This is a genomic window from Kaistella montana (assembly GCF_024436175.1).
GTDB classification, from domain to species: Bacteria; Bacteroidota; Bacteroidia; order Flavobacteriales; family Weeksellaceae; genus Kaistella; species Kaistella montana.
On sequence record NZ_JANFQP010000002.1, the window covers coordinates 1 to 17,849 of the forward strand.

Below are 17,849 nucleotides of genomic sequence, written 5' to 3' on the forward strand. Positions count from 1 at the left end.
GGCAAACTCCTTTAAAACACCTGCAATCTTTGCAGGATTGAATGTACTCTTTTTCATTGTCTTAATTACGATTTAAAGTTAATAATTTTTATACTTTTAAACCGTACTGTTTTCGGGGGAGCTTACACCTAGAGTGATTAGAAAGCAAATCAGCAAACTTTGCGAGTATAAAACCTCACGCAGATCCAGCCAATTCAGCAGAACCCTTTTGAAAGCGAAGCGTCTTTGCACCACTAAAAATCAAAGCAAAAAAACTTTTGTCGCTTTTGCGGTAAAAAAAATTAGAAAGTTAAGAAGTTGAATAATCCAATCAGCATGAATAATAAGTAGCCGACGTGTCTTTATGTTAAAAAAAATCTGCTAAATCTGTGAGAGACAAATCCGCAATAAGCATTATGCTTTACGCCTAAAATAATTAGAAAGCAAATCAGCTCAATCTGTATAATCCGCGAGAGTCTCGATACGCAATAAGCTTTACGCTTTACGCCTATGAACCATCAGAAAACAAATCCCCAAAATCTCCAAAATTCGCGAGACACAAACCCTCAATCACCTCCCCATTATCAAATTGCCTAATTGCCTCCTTCATACTCTATCCTTCCTCCTCAATCCTCAACTTCCCTTTTAATCTTGAACTTAACATACACGTATAATACAAATATCGGAAAAAGAGTAATGGCAAAAATAAGGACTTGAGGCAGGTCAGAAAAGATCACAACTACATTGACTAGCAATTGTACAACCGCGTAGAGGGTACTTACTTGCAGATGAGATATCTTTTTCTCATTAGCTAAAAGCTGATAAAGGTGACGGCGGTGCGCTTCGAAAATATTTTCTTTAAGTTTCAGTCTTTCTAAAATAGTGGAAATGACCTCTACCCCGTAAACCGCAAGAAAAAGAATCCATTTAATTTCGCCGGTTTTCATCATGAGCAAACCAATTAACGCAACGACCCAAAAGGCAATTCCCATACTTCCGATATCGCCCATAAAGCATTTTGCTTTTTTCCTAAAATTAAAAAAGAGAAATACCAGACAACCTAAAATAGGATAAATTATAAAATCATGAGCTACAAATTTGATCAAATTTTCATTCACATATAACAAGGAAAGCAATGCCACTAAACTGTAGAGTCCGGTAATTCCGTTGATGCCATCCATGAAATTATAGGCATTCAGAATTCCAATGATTACAATATACAAAACCGGAATCGCCCAAATCGGAAGCAAAACAAATGCATTGAGAAAAGCGAGTAAAAAACTCACGCTGATAATGTGAAAAACAATCCGAATTTTACTTGAAAGATCATAAAGATCGTCCAGAAAACTGATGGCACACAGCAATAAAAGCCCGACTCCGAAAATCAGCTCATTATGGTTTTCTACTGCCTGATCATGAAGCGGAAGATGAACCCACTTGCCCCATACGCTGGTAATAAAAAACAAAAGAAAAGCAATAGGAAAAACAATCCCTCCACCTCGCAAAGTAATTTCGGTATGCGCACTGCGGTGGTTGGGTTTGTCGATAATATTATATCGGTCTGCAATTTTGAAATAGATCAATTCTAAAACAAAAAGGACGAGAAAAACAGCGAGATACATCATAGATTGTTATGGGTTGGGTACACAAAATTACACTTTTTTCTCTTGGGGGGAGTTCAGTATTTGACTTAGGGTTCTATTAAGTTGAAGTAATGTTCAATTTTTATGCTTCATAAACGATTCGATCGTCTTCTTCATCCCATTTTCAGCGCTGATCGGCAGCGAATCGAGATGCAATGCTTGTTTTATTTTTTGGTTGGAAACGATCAGATTGGAGGTCATTTTCTTTACCCTTTTGGAATTAATAGGGAGCGAAATCATATCGCCCATTTTTGCAAGACTATTAATTACAAACTTTGGAGGTGAGAGAATTATGAGCTTTTTGTCTTTTGCTTCGCCAATGATTTCAATAATTTTTTTGGTGGAAAGCGGCTCGTCATCGGTAATATGATAAATACCACCTTCAATTTCTTTATATCTTTTAATAATTTCATTCATTAAAAAGGCAACATTATCAACTGTAACAAAAGTTCTTGAATTCTTAAAAGCACCGAGTGGATAGGGAATTCCTTTGGAAATAATCTTGTAAAGCAAAGTGAGATTTCCTTTATCACCTTCCCCATGAATCATGGTTGGACGGAGGATAAAAAGCTTTTTCCCGGACGGAAGGCTTTGTTTGAGTAAATATTCTTCCGCTGCTTTCTTCGATTTTCCGTAATGAGATTGGGGATTTCCAACTGAATCTTCGGTGAGAACTTCGGTTCTTTCATTCTCCTCTACTGCGGCGATGGAACTAATGTGGATAAAAAGTTGTGCATTAGATTTCAGGAATTCTTCAAAAAGAACTTTCACCACATTATAGTTGGCGAAATAAAAATCCCTTTCTGTAGCAATTCCTTTATGATCGTGAGCTTTGCCGATGCAATTGATAAATACATTTGCATCATCAGGAAGATTATCTTGCCAGTTTTGCTCACGAATATTGATACCAATCACCTCACCATCTAATTTTTCTTTAAGATGCGAACCCAAAAAACCATTGGAACCGAAAAGTAGTGTTTTATTCATTTTCGTTGATCTTCCTTAGGATTTGACTATTGATTTGTTTTCTTCTTTTATCAAAAAACCATCCCCATTTATTGAAATAATAAATTGCAGATTGCATTCCTATTTTGGTTAATCGGAAAGACTTATGTGAACCTTTCTCAAAATGATGATAAATGATCGTTTTGGGATAAAAAACTGTTCGGTACCCACCATCAATTAATCTTCTGCAAAGATCTGTTTCCTCACCGTACATGAAAATCCCTTCATCAAAAAAGCCTATCTTTTTCAAAGCGTCAACTCTTAAAAACATAAAACATCCTGATAAATAAGGTACATCCATCACTTTATTGTAACCTGTAAATCGCATTTCGAAATAATCATTTCTCTTTTCTACCATCTTTTTAAATGGATTGAATCTTCTTCCAATCCAATCATAAGGAGTTGGTAAAAATTTGCATAAATACTGTAAGTTTCCATCGGGATATAATACTTTTGGCATCACGTTACCAACATTTGGTTGATCATTCATAAAATTCAAAAGCAAATCGATGGTAGTAGTTTCAAAGTACACATCCGGATTTAGCACAAGATGATATCTAGAGTCCAATTTCAATGCATTTTTAATTGCAATATTATGAGCAGCACCAAAACCAGGATTTGATGGATTAGAAATATACTCTACTTTTGGGTGAACAATTAAATCTTTAAGTTCATCGGTAGGAGAATTATCAATTAAATATAAATACAAGCTTTCTTTCGTATCGGAATTAAGAAAACTATTGATGCTTTCAAGAAGGATTTTTCGGTCGTTGTTATACAATACTATACTTGCTGTCATAGAAAATTATGTTAGTTTAGTATTTTTATTTTATTTTTAGTCTTACTATTAAAAGGCAATTTTAAATTTTTAATCACTTGACTTTTATAAATATTTGGTAAATTATTTGCTTTTATAGAATAATCCTCTCTTCCATTAAGAGTATAGGGTAACTTAAAATTAATTGTTTCTTTTCCTGTAACTCCCAATATCGAATTTATTTCCACTTTTTCAATACCATAAAATTCCGTTACTCCACTATTTAGAACCATTTCATCAATAATAATTTGTGTTTGGATTTGTGTATTAGGCATCATCGCAAATAGCGCTGATGCCTGCTTATACTCCCCGTCAATCATTATTTTCTTAATGTTAATTTTATTAATTCCTTCAAATGAACCTCTAAACCCTTTGTTTATATACTTGCCTTTAATTGTAAGGCTATCAATTATTACTTCAGAATCAACACCATATAAAGCAAATGCCGAACTATCAAATTGTAAATCTCTTAAATCTCTATTTTGAATATTTATATCAACCCTTTTAATCGTTGCTTTCTTGGTAGCTTCCAACCAAATAGCTCCGGAAGGATTATTAGAAAATGTTCGGTTTGAAAAATTAGATATTTTAATGTAATCTGCCTGAAAAAACTTATTCCTATCTGATGTAACTCCAGTCGAACCATAATTCATTACTTCTGCATTTTTTAAATAATATTCTCCAAAACTTACAATAAAATTAAATGAGGCTTGCGGCATTGCATTTAAATTTTGGTTCTGAACAATTTGATTTTTATATAATATTCTGTCGGGTATAATTCCAACATCTTTAGATTTAATATTGCTCACATATGTTTTACCATTTTGATATTTTCCTTCGTTAATGGAATGATATACATGAAAGGTTTTATTACTTATATTTTCAAAATACATTGTTTCAAAATTAACACTACCATAAGTTATCACTGTAATACAAGAAGATGCGTGAACATTTCTCATACTAACATTGTTAACATCAATATTTGCATTCTCATCCAATGCAACAAAATAAAAAACATCACCTGGTGTAGGATAGATACTTTTTATATTATTTTCTTTTGAAAAATCCTCCCACTCTTCAATTTGATCTTTGTATGTGTTTCTTCCACCATCAAATGTTATGTGCGACATTGAAATCTGATTGCAATCAACTTTTAATGTAAATTGATTCTTATAATCATTACTTGTTACAAAATTGCAATTTTTAAGAGAAAAGTAAGATAGTTTTAAATCCAAATTTCCAGAAACATAATACTTAAGCCCCTCGCCATCAATATCTATATGATTTGTTTGTGCAAAAATCATTGCCCTTTTTAAAGCCCATGTATCATCGGCTTTTCCATCAGCTTTTGCTCCAAATTGTCTCAATGTAATATTAGAACAATATAAATCAATTGAAACTAATAATAAAATGATCGAAAAAAAATTAATTAATTTCATTTATTAAATTAGGATTTGAATTAAATAATCTTACGTCTGTTTTATACAACTTCCATCTTTTATATCCATTATCAAATATAGAATTTCTACCAAACTTATAAACAGAGCCATTTTCCAATGTTACTGCAAGATTGTATCCAAGTTGCAAAGCTAAATTTGATATATTAATTTCTCCTTTTCTAATTAGTAATAACTTATGATTGATATTTTCACCTGGAAACTTATCATTATTTAACCTCACAATTTCATTTAATACACTAATAGTAGTTAGTAAAAAAAAACTTTGTAAATGTGGAGTAAAATTATTTCTTACAAATGTTTGATACATTCTACCAGAATAAGAGACACCTAAAATCCCAACATCAGGATTTTTTTCCATATAAGTGATATAATCATTTAAAAAGGTTGTTTGAGTTTTATTAACTGATGTATTTGTTAAAATAACAAAAGCATTGGGAAGATTTTTTATTTTGTTTAAAAAAAAACTATACCCTGAAAAGTCCATCCCACTATTGGAAACAAAATCAATATTATTTACCCTATTTCTAACTTCTTCTAAAAACTTAAATTTATTTGCTTCTGATATAGTTAGGTTAATATACTTTTCATAGCAACTTTCATTATTCTCAAATCTCTCAATTTGAAATTTCAACCCACAATCGAAAGGGGAAATATTCTTAATATTTTTACTTCTCTCCCAATCATACCCTCCCCACTCATGTATATTAATAAAAATTTTTTTTTCAATAATTTCTTCACGTATTCTTTTTACTTTAAGTTCTTTACCCGAACTTATACGTTTTTTGATTTCTTCAAATAAATAAAAAAATGGCAACAATAATAACTCAAATAAAATAATCACATAAAATCTAAATTTATCCACATCCTTTTTCATATCAAATCTTTCTAATTATAGTATAAAATATCTTGTATGCATAAAACTGCAGAAAATTAATTCCCTTTATATCCTGCAAAAAATTTCTAATTGATTTATGCCCTTCTAAAGTATTAGAAATTGTTCTTAATTTTTTTATAAAATAAGAACAATTTATCATCCTTGCTCCCACTTCATTAGATCCATGTTGTCTATATAATATTGTTGGCTGATCAATATGCCTAATTATCCCATTATTTCTTAAAGTAACGATAGCTAACCACCAATCATGCATAGGTATAGAGGCAGGATACGGAAATGCAATTTCTTTTACCGTTTTATTAAAAAGCATTGTACACCCAGTTACACAATTAAAAACTTGTATTAAATTTTTATTTTCCAAGTAGTTTGGTTTGATGCCAGACGATTTCCAAAAGGAGTTGGATATAATATTTAAATTTTTGTCCACAACTTTTAAATCTGAATGAATAATCACAGGTTTCATCATGTTTCCTAATTCCGTCTTCTTCATTAAATCCAAAGAATCTTTTACTTTATTTGGCAGCCAAATATCATCGTGGTCACAAAAAAAATAATATGATGAATCTGTTTTTTCAAGTAGACGCATAAAGCTTTTACTAGCCCCAATATTTTTATTGGTATCTTCTAGTAATAAGATGTTGGGGAATTTTTGTTGAAACTCTTTTATAATAGCTATAGTTTCGTCACTAGAGCCATCATCTCGAATCACCAATGTCCATTCTCTAAACGTTTGCTGGAACAATGAATCCAATTGCTCCCGTAGAAATTTCGAACTGTTATATGTAGCTAATAATATGGTTACCGTATTCATTTAAAACAATATAAGTTTATTATAGAAGATATTAACACAAAACATAATCAATGCAATCATTATAACAACAAAATAACCTACTATTCTAATTCTGAATGCATAAATAATTAGTGGATACAACACTAATTCTACAATTCCTAAAAATTCATGTACTCTATAAGCGATTGCAGGAATAATAGCTAAAGTTGGTAATGCAAATAAAGAGATACCCTCAATACGAAGCAGAAGATAAAAATATTTGCTATGCTCTGCTATCTTATGTCTAAAAATCATAACAAAATAGAAAATTAATACACGTAAAAGATAAAATGCATTAAATACATTAATTTTAGCATATCCCTCTACCCCATCTTCCGTAAGTTTCTGATAGGTATCGAGTTTTGTTTGAAAATATGGGATAGGTATTTTTTGAATAAAGTTGAAACCAGTTACATAGAAAACAATACCTATTGGCACTAAATAATAAAGGAATTTTGTGTTTTTATTAGTTCTGACAAACCATAAAGGCAGCATTAAAACTGCTGAATAATGAAAAACAATTGCGATAGAAGTTAAAAACAAAAATTGCTTGATATTACGGTTGTACAATGGAGCTATAGCTAATAAGATAAAACCTGCAGCTACTCCTGCACGCATTTGTGTCAATTCATGTAATATATAAAAATGGCTGAGATAAATAAGAACTGCCAAATAAAAATTATTTGCAATTTTTTTTATAGCAAATAATTTTGTGACCACTCCTAAAATAGCATAAATAATGAAAATACTTAAATAATGTAATCTCAATCCATCTCTTAAGATATCTCTAATAAAAATAAATGAAGCTTCAATTGTAGTCTTTTCATAACTTGCCCAATACCAAGCACCTACATAAAGTTCATAATCATTAACTGATTTACCATCACGAAATGCTGCAAAAAGAATAAGGATAATTAGGGTAAATAAAAACAAAATTTTATTGATAATTTTAATCCGTGTAGGAAAAATTACCATTAAAAAAATTAGAAAGAAAATTACAACAATTCCTAAAATCATTCTTTAAAAAAGTTTATCATTTTTGTAGCTAATAAATTCCATTCAAATTCTTTAACACTTTGAAGAGCAATAGCTTTCCTTTTCTCAGTAGCATTAGGATCTTTAATCAATTCTTTCACTTTATTAACTATATCAACAGGATCTTTGATTTTAATAATAAGTGAATTATTTTTATTGCTTGGGTAATACCCCGTAGTGATTAATGGTGTTCCACAAGCCATAGATTCAATTACAGGATAATGCACAGCCTGAAGCTGTAGATATTGTGCACATATATAACAGTCTAAACTTCTATAAAAATGCGCAAGCTGTATATCTCCTTTTGGATAATGCATCGTAACCCCATCTATATTAGACCACTCTTCATTTCCAAATGCAATATGCAATTCCACTTTCTCTCCTAATTCTTTTCTTAGTATCTTGAATGCTTCCAGAATATAGCCTGTCCCCTTAAATACCTCAGTCCGCCCAATTGTTCCCAAAATCAGCACATCATTTTGATTTTTCATATCATTAGGGTGAAATATCTCTAGATTTAAACCCGGATATATCACTTTATCCGATTTGATGCCTTTGTAATTAACATACATCGGTGAATTCACAATTGTTGATAAGCCTTTTTTATAGGAATTTACAGCAATTTTTCTATAAATTTTATACCTTAAAGGTCCCTCATTATAAAATTCGGGTTCGTAAGCTTGAACGTAATAGAATTTTTTTGCTTTAATATGACTCCTTTTTATTGGATCTACCGTGAAATGTTGGGTAGCTAATACAATATCTGCCTCCAATCTATTTAATGCTAATCTCAAAAGCTTTCTTAATCGAAAAGGGCCTCCAAAAGGCAACGGATATTCTGAATCCCCTTCAAAAGACAATTCTCCTTTATTATTATAAAAAATAATCTTAGCTATTGTAGGGAAATAGGGTTCTTTAAAATGTTGGTGAGATAAAAAAACAACTTCGTGCCCCATTCTTATCCAAGAATTCGCAAGCTCAGATAAAACTCTCCAACCTCCTTCTTTACTGAAAGAACCTACTAAAGGTATTAAAATTTTCATAGTATTTTATTAAAAAGAAGTTTTCTAAAAATGAAAGTCATTGTCAAAAAATATAAAAAATAATTCAAACAATAAGCTTGAGTAACTCCAATGACACCAAAATAATTAATGAATAAAACAGATAAACCTACAAAAAGTAATGAAAAAATAATCTCCGTAATAATGTATAATTTGGTCATTGATTTAGCCACCATAATAAAAGCCAGAATCCAACTCATTATTTTGAAAAAATCCCCAATTAATTGCCAAAGAAAGAAATCAATCATTGGATAAAATTCTTTAGAAAACAAAAAAGTAATCAGTAAGTCTTTTAATAAAAATATTAGCAATAAACTTCCAGAAATAATAGGAGTTATAATTTTATATACTTTGACGATTTCTCTTTTAAGCAAATGTTTTTCTTTTATCTCGGAAAGTCGTGGTAGGTAATATACACTAAAAGAGGTTGTTATAAACATAAGGTATAAAGCAGAAATTCTATTCATCCCTTCCCAATACCCTGCAGCATCCATAGAGAAATTCTTGATGATAAATCCTCTAACAATTAGTTGGGAAACTGGTAACGTCGCTGCTGATACTAACGCCATTAGAGAATAAGATAAATACTTTTTCACAATATCCTTATTCCAATGTCCCCATAAAATATTGATTTTAAACCATGGCGACCTTCTCAAATAGAATATCGTAAAAAAGATGACTACACTTTGATAGCTGACAGTTGCTATCAATGCTCCCTTAATATGGTACATCAACACTAAAGACACAGTGAAAATCAATCCAATAATACTTGTAATAATGTTCAATATTACAAATCGCCGAAATTCCTTGAAACCATTTAGAATAGAGAGAAAATAATTATTGAGGGATAGCAGAAACAAACAAACTCCAAAAAACACAAAAATATAGGAGTACTTATTATCAAGTAAAATCCACTTACCAAGATATTGAGAAGTAACTATAAGTAATATGCCCACAAAAAAGGAAAGGTATATTGTTATTTTTAAACCATTCCTAAGATATTTTTGTAGTTCATCTTCATCGTCTTTATACTCTGAAACATATTTTACAACACCATTATTTATACCTCCTGCTCCAACTGTAGTGATAATTGCAACAAAATTTTGAAGTTGACCAATGAGAGCAATACCACTAGGACCAATAATAGATGCTACCACCTTTACTGTCACATAACTGGTTATGAGTTTTACTAAAGTAGAAAGACCTGTAAAAGAAAATACTTTTATCAGGTCACTTGCAATAACCTTTTTTATTTTATTGATCATTAAAACTTATTAATTACCTGGATAATCTCGGTTACCTCATCATCACTCATCACCGGACTTATCGGCAAGCTCAATACTTCTTCATGGATCTTTTCGGAAATAGGGAAAGATAAATTGTTCCACTCTTTGTATGCTTCTTGCTTGTGTGGCGGAATCGGGTAATGGATTAAAGTCTGTACTCCGTTTTCTGTCAAGTAATTTTGTAGTTTTTCACGCTCGGCAGTTCGGACGATAAACACATGCCAAACATGCTCTGCTTCGCTTTCGGGATTTTCTGGAAGAATGATATTCGGGTTTTTGATTTCCTTGATATAGCGTTTTGCGATTTCTCTTCTTCGGTTATTTTCAGCATCAATGTATTTCAATTTAACGCCCAATACCGCTGCTTGAATTTCATCTAATCTCGAATTAAGTCCTTGATAAATATTGACATATTTTTGGTTGGAACCATAATTCGCCAAAGCCCGAATCGTTTTTGCCAATTCCTCATCATTGGTGGTCACGCCTCCTGCATCTCCCAAAGCGCCAAGGTTTTTGCCAGGATAGAAACTAAAACCCGCTGCATCTCCTAAATTTCCAGTTTTTACACCGATCCATTCCGCGCCAATGGCTTGTGCATTGTCTTCAATGATTTTTAAGCCATGCGCTGTTGCAAGGTTTTTTAATGTTTCAGAGAACACCACTCGTCCATACAAATGAACGATTAAAATCCCTTTGGTTTTGGAGGTAATTTTCTCTTCAATTTTTGAAATATCAATATTATATGTACTGAGGTCAGGTTCTACCAAAACCGGCACCAACCCATTATCTGAAATCGCAAGGATAGAAGCAATATAGGTATTTGCAGGAACAAGAATTTCATCCCCTTTTTGCATGATGCCCATTTCAATATAACCTCGTAGGATAAGACGGAGTGCATCCAAACCATTTGCCACCCCAATCGCTTGCTTTGCTCCGATATAATCAGCTAGTTGCTCTTCAAAAGCTTTCACTTCATTTCCCATGAGATACCAACCGGAACGGAAAGTCTGCAATAATTTTTCTTCAATTTCCTGCTGGTGTGCAAGATTTATTTTCTGAAGGTCGAGGAATTTAATCATTTATTTATCGGTTGATTAATAATTTACAAAAGTAAGTTTATTTTAGAATGAAATTAAAAATAGGTAATTTTCCCATCATGGGAAATAATCCCTTTTTGTTTTGCAGGATTACCAAACCAAACTGTATTGGCGGGAACATCCTTGGTCACTACACTTCCTGCCCCAATTAATGCATTTTCTCCTATTGTATTTCCGGCAACAATGGTTGCATTAGCTCCTATGGATGCTCCTTTCTTCACTAAGGTTTTTGCAAAAGCTTCAGGATATTGTTTTGATCGCGGCACTAAATCATTAGTAAAAGTTACATTAGGTCCTATAAAGACATTGTCTTCCAATGTTACTCCGTCCCAAATTTGTACACCCGGTTTAATGGTAACATTATTGCCAATTTTCACATCGTTTTCTATCAAAACATGACAATTGATATTACAATTATCGCCTATTACTGCATCTTTTAAAATCACGCAGAATTGCCAAACGAAAGTGCTTTCGCCAATATTTTCGGTTTGGACATCTGCAAGGGAATGTATTTTAGCCATGTCGGAAATTTAAAAAGTCTTCGTAATTTCTAAGATAATCACTTTCGTTATAAGGGTGGGAAGCTAACACCAAACAAATCGCTCCAGAAGAAAAATTAATTTCTGACGCCCATACTCCGGGTGGTATATGCAATCCCATATTGGGACGATTGAGGAACACTTGTCTTTGATAGGTACCATCGTCAATACTCACTTCAAAACTACCACTTGCAGCAATTAGAAATTGATGACATTCTTTATGGGCATGCGCGCCTCTGCTCTCACCTCCAGCAATATCGTAAAGATAAAATACCCTTTTCACATCAAAAGGAAAAGCAGAATTATTTTCAACTACGGTAAGATTACCTTCTGCAAAATTGATTTTTCCGAGATCAATCACTGAACAGTCAAATATTGATTTATTATCCATTTTTCAATAATTTAAATTCTTCAAAATCTCTGATATAATCTTGCTCGTCAAAATGCTTGTCAGAAACGATTAGCGCTAAAGCATTGGTGGAAAAATTTTCCATTCTTCTCCAATACATTTTAGGAATAAAAACTCCGTAATAAGAACGATTCAACGAAAACTTAATTTCTTCGTTGCCATCATGAAGCACCACATCAAAGCTTCCAGAAAGGGCAACAATAAATTCCTGCTGCTCTTTAAAGGCATGGCTTCCACGTATTTCCCCACCCGGAACATCATAGATCCAATAGGTACGTGCGATTTCAAAAGGAAGCTGTCTTGGACTTTCAAAAAAAGAGAGATTCCCGCGGGGATCTACTATTTTGGGGAGTTGTAGGAGTTGAGGCTTTGTAAACATTATAGTTGGTTAAATTATGCTTATTGTTTTAGACTAATATTTCATTAATCAGAATAAGTTACATTTTAAAAAGCATTCAGACTAAACAAAAATAACAATTCAGATATATTTCATTATATTCTACTAATAATTAAAAAAAGAAGGAACTTGGCTTAGCTATTAAATCCTAAAGTTAACACAATTGGGTTTGTATGATAAAAACATCTATTAGTTTACAAAGTCATTTGCAATTCAAAATATATCTTACTATAATTTTTCTTTTAACTTTTGCCAAAAAGATAGATCTTGAGCGTTATAACCATAACCATATTTATTCCCATATCCAAAATAATCTTTCCTTACATCATTCAGTACAAATCCCACATTTTTAATCTTATTGCCAGTAATCTGCTTATTCGCAAATTCAATCAATTCTTTTTCAGTGTGACCAGAACGAACCACATACAAGGTAGCATCAGCTAATTCGGCAAATAGGAACGTATCCGTCACTAGCAACAATGGTGCTGTATCTACAATAACATAATCATACAATGGTTTCACTTCTTCTAGTAACTGCTCATATCGACCACTGGACAATAGCTCTGTCGGATTCGGAGGAATACTTCCTGAATATATTACGTCGCATTGCGGATTAAAACTGGATACATGGACAATATCCTGTAGTGATGTTTCCGGATCATGCAAATATTCAGTTAATCCTGCTAAACCTCTTCTAGAAGGATTATAACGTTGAAGTTGTGGATTCCTTATATCAGAACCTATGATCAGCACCTTGTTTCTACCATTCGCCAAAGTAAGTGCTAAATTAACAGAAACAAACGTTTTACCTTCCCCTTTCACAGATGAAGACACAAATACAGTCTTCCCCTTTTCTTTTTTAGGAAGCATAAAATTCATGTTGGTAATAATAATCCGGAACGCCTCAGCCATCGGTGATAAATCATTCACTTCAACCAACTCACTCTGTTCCTTTGTTAAACTTGGCAACTCACCCAAAACTGGAGTTTTCGAAAGTTTTTCTAAATCATGTTTAGAGCGGATTTTATTATTAAATAATTCTCGAAGATAGATATAGGCAAATGGCAACAATGTCCCTAATAGGAATGCAATACCTACTACAATCATTTTCTTCGGCGAAACTGGCTTTTCCGATGGATATGCGGCATCAATTATTCTTGCTTTTGGAGCGGTAATCGCCAATGAAATAGCGGCCTCTTCTCTTTTTTCAAGAAGCATAAGATAAAGATTTTCTTTTATCTGTTGCTGCCTTTCGATGCTTCTGAAGAGCTTTTCCTGAGACGGAATTTTCGTGATTTTACTGTTAATTACATTTTGTTCTCCTTCAATTTGATTTCTTGATGCCTCCATCGCAACTTTACTTTTCACTAAAGCATCAAGAACCGATGACCTCAACACGGCAATCTGCTTGTTCAAATCTGCCACAACCGGGTTCTGTGGTGTAGCATTTTCTAGCAAATTATTTCTTTCCAGGATCAGTTGATTATAGGCATTGATGTTGGCAGAAGCTGTAGGATTACTCAATCCAACACTAGAAGGCAAAGTTTGGTTATTTCCTAGTTTCGAAGTATAGGAAATGAGATCATTGGTCAGTTGAAGTTGGGTTTCTACTTCCATTAGACGTCCGCGCAATGATGCTGAACTACCTAATGTTAAAGAAGCTTCTGTAGGAATATCCGTAATTTTATTGGCGACTTTAAATTGTTCTTTGCGGCTTTCTACCTCACCCAGTTCATTGGCAATAATACCAATTCGCTCATCGATGAATTCTTTGGTTTTTTTGGATTCCGAACTTTTATCCTGGATCGCATCGCCATTGTAAGCATCTACCAATTTATTGATAATCTTTTTTCCTTTTCCTATATGTTCATAAGGAATAGAAAGTTCCACTACCGTCGCATCTTTGTTCACCAAATCAACTTTGGTCATTTCCTGAAGGCTGTTAACCGTCGCATCAGTAGGAGAATAATGAATTTCAAGTTCTCCTAACTTTTCTTTTGGCGAAGGAGCATAACCCGGATTCTTACGAATCATGATATTAGCATAAGGCAAACTGATTGTCTTATTATAGGTCGTAACAATCGTGCTGGAAAGTTCGGGGGAAGATATCTCTAATTTATTGCCGGAAATCTCTAATGTTAAGGGCTCTTTTATAGCCTCATCATAAGGCTTTTCATTAATAAGCTGAACAAGAACAGGGGCTGACTTTCCATACAGCTCTCTCATTTTCAGTCCTTCTTTACTATGCAATGTGGTTTGAAGTCCCATCTCATTCACCACATCGTTCATGAGTTTTTTCGACTTCAGTACCTCCAATTCATTCTCAATACTGTTGGTTCCCATACTCCCAAAACCACCCAGCTCAGAAAGCATTCCCATATCGGCGGAAGGTGCTTTTTTGCTATCTTTGATTAATACCGTTGAAGTAATTTTATAGGCAGGAGTAGTGGAATTTATGTAAAGTAGCGCTAAGATTAGAAATGCCAAAACCGATAGTACAAACCACCACCATTTGGCAATATAAGGCTTGATGACTTCATTTAAATTAATATCTTCACTCGAAGCCGCAACTTCTGGATTTTGTTGTAAACTCATCTATACGATAAAAAATTAATTCTTAAAAATAGTAATGAAAATACCAGCCAACCCGATCACCATTCCGGCTACTGCGATATAGATCCCAGTATTCGGATCCTGTCGCGCTAGTTTCTCTTTATTGTAATTTGCCGATACGTAGATCACGTCATTCTGCTTAAGTTGAAAGTAGGGGGAATTGATGAAATTTGCATCCATAAGATTAATTCTTGTTTTAGTCATTTCTCCATCTACATTTCTTACCAACAGAATATCCTCACGTTTTGCATACATTGTCACATCTCCCACGAGTCCTAAAGCATTAAGCAAAGTAGTTTGCCCTTCAGGAATGGTAATTTGCCCCGGACGGTTCACCTCGCCAAGCACGGTAACTTTGAAATTTGCAAGACGCATCGTAACGGTCGGATTTTTCACATAGGTAGTAACCCTATCAGTCAGTTCTACTCTAAATGCTTCTAAGCTTTTATCAGCAGTACTGAGTTTGCCGATAACAGGAAAATCAATATTGCCCTCACTGTCTACCAGATACACTCTTTCGCTATTGGGAGCATTCGTGGTGGTGGGATTTGGGGAGGTATAATATCCTTGGTTAAATGGCCTTACTACTTCCATATTCTTAGCACTCACAAAAATCACCAGTTGATCTCCTTTCTGGATTGTATTCAAAGCGGATTTCATCGAAGCCTCCGTAGCCACCTGTTCTACATTTTGCATATAGTTCAGTTCGCTCGCTTGATTGCGGGTTTTGCAGGAGCTGAGGGTAAGAAATACGAATAAGAGGACAAGGACAACTGTGTTTTTGTTCATGAGTACCATTTAAAATATCAAGGTGTGCAAATATACAATTCTAAATTACTTATCCAAAACTTCATAAATAGAGTTGTTGCTTTTGAATTCCGGCACAATCTCTTTCAAAAGTAGTACCACCTGAATTTTCTCTCTTCTAAGGGCAGCTTTAATGATTTGGTTGGTGTATTGTTCTATGGCTTTAAATTCCATGTTAGGATCTTTGGAAATCAAGATCTTTTCATTGTGGGTAGCGAGGGTTTTGGCATCATCACTCAACAACTCTTCGTAGAGTTTCTCCCCGGGTCTCAAGCCGGTATAGGTAATTTTAATATCCACATTCGGTTCAAATCCGGACAACTTAATCATTCTTTTGGCCAAGTCGAGGATTTTCACCGGTTCGCCCATGTCGAATACGAAAATCTCGCCGCCTTTCCCCATGGTACCTGCCTGAAGAACAAGATCACAAGCTTCAGGGATGGTCATAAAATACCTTACGATGTCGGGATGAGTAATCGTCACAGGCCCCCCTTTTTCAATTTGTTTTTTGAAGTGCGGAATCACCGAACCGTTGGACCCCAATACGTTCCCAAAACGGGTGGTGATGAATTTGGTTTTGTTGTTTTCGGTATTCTGCAAAGCTTGTACAAAAAGTTCTGCAGCACGTTTCGTCGCCCCCATGACATTGGTAGGTTTCACCGCTTTATCGGTAGATACCATCACAAAACGGTTCACCCCATATTGGCTGGAAAGAGTCGCTAGATTCTTTGTTCCGAGGATGTTCACCAATACCCCTTCATGAGGGTTTTCCTCAATCAAAGGCACGTGTTTGTACGCAGCAGCATGATAGACCATGGAGAAATTATATTTCTGGAACAAAGGTTCAAGTCGGTGTCGGTTAGAAATATCGGCAAGCACGAATTCAAAGTGGATGTCGGGAAACTTGCTTTTCATCTCCATCTCGATTTCATAAAGCGGCGTTTCTGCCTGATCCAATACCACGATCAATGACGGATTCAAAGTAGCCACTTGTCTTACAATTTCACTCCCGATAGAACCAGCTCCACCAGTGATCAACACCGATTTTTCAAAGTGTCGGATCTTTAAATCATCATTCACGATGGTAATCGGTTTACGATTGAGCAAATCCTCAATCTCCAACTTTCGGATGGACGTTTGCAAATCAGAAGGGTTCTTGAGTTGTTGTACGGAGGGAGCCATAAATACCTGAAGGCCTTTTTCGAGGAATAAGTTCACCCAAGCGTTCAACTCCTCTTTGGTCATCATTTCTTTCACCAACAGAACCCCATCCAATAAAAGCTCAGCTTTCGTGGAACTCTCAATTTTTTCAACGCTGTAGATCGGTTTTCCCAATAAATTAGCTCTTTTATAATCTTGCCTTTGGGTCAGAAATCCTACAATATGATAAGGCAGGGTCGGATTTTCAATAATGGTACTGGCCACCGCCACCGCTTGCTCGTCGATTCCAAGAACAAGGATCCTTTTCCTCAAGGTGCTTCTGCGAAACATTCTGGCCAAGTAGAAGAATTCTTTCACAAAAAGCCTGAACATAAATAGCAAGATAAAAGAAGCCGCAAAAAATACAAGAAGATACGGCAACCACAACATGATCAGCCATTGCCCGGTCCCTAAGTAATAGATATAATTGATCAAACCTACTGTTATCGTTGTACAAAAGGTCATCAACAGCAACTTAAACAGATCGATAAAAGTAGAATGACGGATGATCCCAGAATAGGTATGAAATACCACCATGAATACAAGACTGACCCCTAAAATCGTGAGGTACATATATAGGTTATGAAAAAAAACGTGGTGGGTGCTGTGGGTCAGTTTCTCGATCAGAAAGCAGGAAAAAGCAATTGCCAAAGTGACGATAAGAAGATCAATGATTAAAACAATCCATCGCGGCAAGTACCGCAAATCAGAAAGACTCATCAAATAATCTCCGGAGTATATATTTTTTTTCATATTGGTTTTTATGCACTTTAAAGT

At 34.2% G+C, this 17,849-nt stretch carries 16 protein-coding genes; all 16 read right to left on the minus strand.

What is annotated here, in order from left to right; genetic code table 11:
* Positions 1 to 605: 605 nt before the first annotated feature.
* The 16 genes from NOV28_RS06175 to NOV28_RS06250 all read right to left on the minus strand — a co-directional run bounded on the left by NOV28_RS06175 (position 606) and on the right by NOV28_RS06250 (position 17,825).
* Positions 606 to 1,604, minus strand: a complete 999-nt coding sequence (locus NOV28_RS06175) for an MraY family glycosyltransferase (protein WP_255928727.1) — start codon at positions 1,602 to 1,604, stop codon at positions 606 to 608.
* A 93-nt stretch (positions 1,605 to 1,697) separates the two neighbouring features.
* Positions 1,698 to 2,609, minus strand: coding sequence for an NAD-dependent epimerase/dehydratase family protein (locus NOV28_RS06180; RefSeq protein WP_255928729.1), 912 nt, complete (start codon positions 2,607 to 2,609; stop codon positions 1,698 to 1,700).
* Positions 2,602 to 3,426, minus strand: coding sequence for a glycosyltransferase family 2 protein (locus NOV28_RS06185; protein WP_255928731.1), 825 nt, complete (start codon positions 3,424 to 3,426; stop codon positions 2,602 to 2,604). Before NOV28_RS06185 ends, NOV28_RS06180 begins: the two co-directional genes overlap by 8 nt.
* Before the next feature lie 11 nt (positions 3,427 to 3,437).
* Positions 3,438 to 4,883 carry a hypothetical protein gene (locus tag NOV28_RS06190; RefSeq protein WP_255928733.1) on the minus strand — a complete coding sequence of 482 codons (1,446 nt, stop codon included), beginning with the start codon at positions 4,881 to 4,883 and terminating at the stop codon, positions 3,438 to 3,440.
* Positions 4,870 to 5,778 (minus strand): hypothetical protein, encoded by a 909-nt coding sequence (locus NOV28_RS06195; RefSeq protein WP_255928735.1) that lies wholly within the window; start codon positions 5,776 to 5,778, stop codon positions 4,870 to 4,872. Before NOV28_RS06195 ends, NOV28_RS06190 begins: the two co-directional genes overlap by 14 nt.
* A gap of 1 nt (position 5,779) precedes the next feature.
* Entirely contained in the window at positions 5,780 to 6,610 is an 831-nt protein-coding gene (locus tag NOV28_RS06200) for a glycosyltransferase family 2 protein (protein ID WP_255928737.1), read from the minus strand.
* Complete coding sequence (locus tag NOV28_RS06205; protein WP_255928739.1) at positions 6,611 to 7,645, minus strand: EpsG family protein; 1,035 nt, start codon at positions 7,643 to 7,645, stop codon at positions 6,611 to 6,613. It abuts the gene before it with no gap.
* The gene (locus tag NOV28_RS06210) at positions 7,642 to 8,706 is read right to left on the minus strand and encodes a glycosyltransferase family 4 protein (RefSeq protein ID WP_255928741.1); all 1,065 of its coding nucleotides are present in this window, start codon (positions 8,704 to 8,706) and stop codon (positions 7,642 to 7,644) included. The genes NOV28_RS06205 and NOV28_RS06210 overlap by 4 nt, the downstream gene beginning before the upstream one ends.
* Positions 8,703 to 9,989 carry an O-antigen translocase gene (locus NOV28_RS06215; protein ID WP_255928743.1) on the minus strand — a complete coding sequence of 429 codons (1,287 nt, stop codon included), beginning with the start codon at positions 9,987 to 9,989 and terminating at the stop codon, positions 8,703 to 8,705. The genes NOV28_RS06210 and NOV28_RS06215 overlap by 4 nt, the downstream gene beginning before the upstream one ends.
* Positions 9,989 to 11,089 (minus strand): DegT/DnrJ/EryC1/StrS family aminotransferase, encoded by a 1,101-nt coding sequence (locus NOV28_RS06220; protein ID WP_255928745.1) that lies wholly within the window; start codon positions 11,087 to 11,089, stop codon positions 9,989 to 9,991. The genes NOV28_RS06215 and NOV28_RS06220 overlap by 1 nt, the downstream gene beginning before the upstream one ends.
* Positions 11,090 to 11,142: 53 nt before the next feature.
* Positions 11,143 to 11,628: an acyltransferase gene (locus tag NOV28_RS06225; protein ID WP_255928747.1), complete on the minus strand. Its 486-nt coding sequence runs from the start codon at positions 11,626 to 11,628 to the stop codon at positions 11,143 to 11,145.
* Positions 11,621 to 12,037, minus strand: coding sequence for a sugar 3,4-ketoisomerase (locus NOV28_RS06230; RefSeq protein WP_255928749.1), 417 nt, complete (start codon positions 12,035 to 12,037; stop codon positions 11,621 to 11,623). The genes NOV28_RS06225 and NOV28_RS06230 overlap by 8 nt, the downstream gene beginning before the upstream one ends.
* Positions 12,030 to 12,434 carry a sugar 3,4-ketoisomerase gene (locus NOV28_RS06235; RefSeq protein WP_255928751.1) on the minus strand — a complete coding sequence of 135 codons (405 nt, stop codon included), beginning with the start codon at positions 12,432 to 12,434 and terminating at the stop codon, positions 12,030 to 12,032. Before NOV28_RS06235 ends, NOV28_RS06230 begins: the two co-directional genes overlap by 8 nt.
* Before the next feature lie 246 nt (positions 12,435 to 12,680).
* Positions 12,681 to 15,047 (minus strand): GumC family protein, encoded by a 2,367-nt coding sequence (locus NOV28_RS06240; protein WP_255928753.1) that lies wholly within the window; start codon positions 15,045 to 15,047, stop codon positions 12,681 to 12,683.
* A 15-nt stretch (positions 15,048 to 15,062) separates the two neighbouring features.
* Positions 15,063 to 15,854, minus strand: a complete 792-nt coding sequence (locus NOV28_RS06245) for a polysaccharide biosynthesis/export family protein (protein ID WP_255928755.1) — start codon at positions 15,852 to 15,854, stop codon at positions 15,063 to 15,065.
* A 45-nt stretch (positions 15,855 to 15,899) separates the two neighbouring features.
* A complete protein-coding gene (locus tag NOV28_RS06250; protein ID WP_255928757.1) occupies positions 15,900 to 17,825 on the minus strand; it encodes a polysaccharide biosynthesis protein in 1,926 nt (641 codons plus the stop codon).
* Positions 17,826 to 17,849: the final 24 nt, after the last annotated feature.

Excerpts from the sequence above, each read along its gene's own strand:
- NOV28_RS06180 (WP_255928729.1), bottom strand. The coding sequence starts at position 2,609 with ATGAATAAAACACTACTTTTCGGTTCCAATGGTTTTTTGGGTTCGCAT.
- NOV28_RS06210 (WP_255928741.1), bottom strand. The coding sequence starts at position 8,706 with ATGAAAATTTTAATACCTTTAGTAGGTTCTTTCAGTAAAGAAGGAGGT.
- NOV28_RS06220 (WP_255928745.1), bottom strand. The coding sequence starts at position 11,089 with ATGATTAAATTCCTCGACCTTCAGAAAATAAATCTTGCACACCAGCAG.
- NOV28_RS06175 (WP_255928727.1), bottom strand. The coding sequence starts at position 1,604 with ATGATGTATCTCGCTGTTTTTCTCGTCCTTTTTGTTTTAGAATTGATC.
- NOV28_RS06250 (WP_255928757.1), bottom strand. The coding sequence starts at position 17,825 with ATGAAAAAAAATATATACTCCGGAGATTATTTGATGAGTCTTTCTGAT.
- NOV28_RS06245 (WP_255928755.1), bottom strand. The coding sequence starts at position 15,854 with ATGAACAAAAACACAGTTGTCCTTGTCCTCTTATTCGTATTTCTTACC.
- NOV28_RS06225 (WP_255928747.1), bottom strand. The coding sequence starts at position 11,628 with ATGGCTAAAATACATTCCCTTGCAGATGTCCAAACCGAAAATATTGGC.
- NOV28_RS06215 (WP_255928743.1), bottom strand. The coding sequence starts at position 9,989 with ATGATCAATAAAATAAAAAAGGTTATTGCAAGTGACCTGATAAAAGTA.
- NOV28_RS06190 (WP_255928733.1), bottom strand. The coding sequence starts at position 4,883 with ATGAAATTAATTAATTTTTTTTCGATCATTTTATTATTAGTTTCAATT.
- NOV28_RS06195 (WP_255928735.1), bottom strand. The coding sequence starts at position 5,778 with ATGAAAAAGGATGTGGATAAATTTAGATTTTATGTGATTATTTTATTT.
- NOV28_RS06200 (WP_255928737.1), bottom strand. The coding sequence starts at position 6,610 with ATGAATACGGTAACCATATTATTAGCTACATATAACAGTTCGAAATTT.
- NOV28_RS06205 (WP_255928739.1), bottom strand. The coding sequence starts at position 7,645 with ATGATTTTAGGAATTGTTGTAATTTTCTTTCTAATTTTTTTAATGGTA.
- NOV28_RS06240 (WP_255928753.1), bottom strand. The coding sequence starts at position 15,047 with ATGAGTTTACAACAAAATCCAGAAGTTGCGGCTTCGAGTGAAGATATT.
- NOV28_RS06185 (WP_255928731.1), bottom strand. The coding sequence starts at position 3,426 with ATGACAGCAAGTATAGTATTGTATAACAACGACCGAAAAATCCTTCTT.
- NOV28_RS06235 (WP_255928751.1), bottom strand. The coding sequence starts at position 12,434 with ATGTTTACAAAGCCTCAACTCCTACAACTCCCCAAAATAGTAGATCCC.
- NOV28_RS06230 (WP_255928749.1), bottom strand. The coding sequence starts at position 12,037 with ATGGATAATAAATCAATATTTGACTGTTCAGTGATTGATCTCGGAAAA.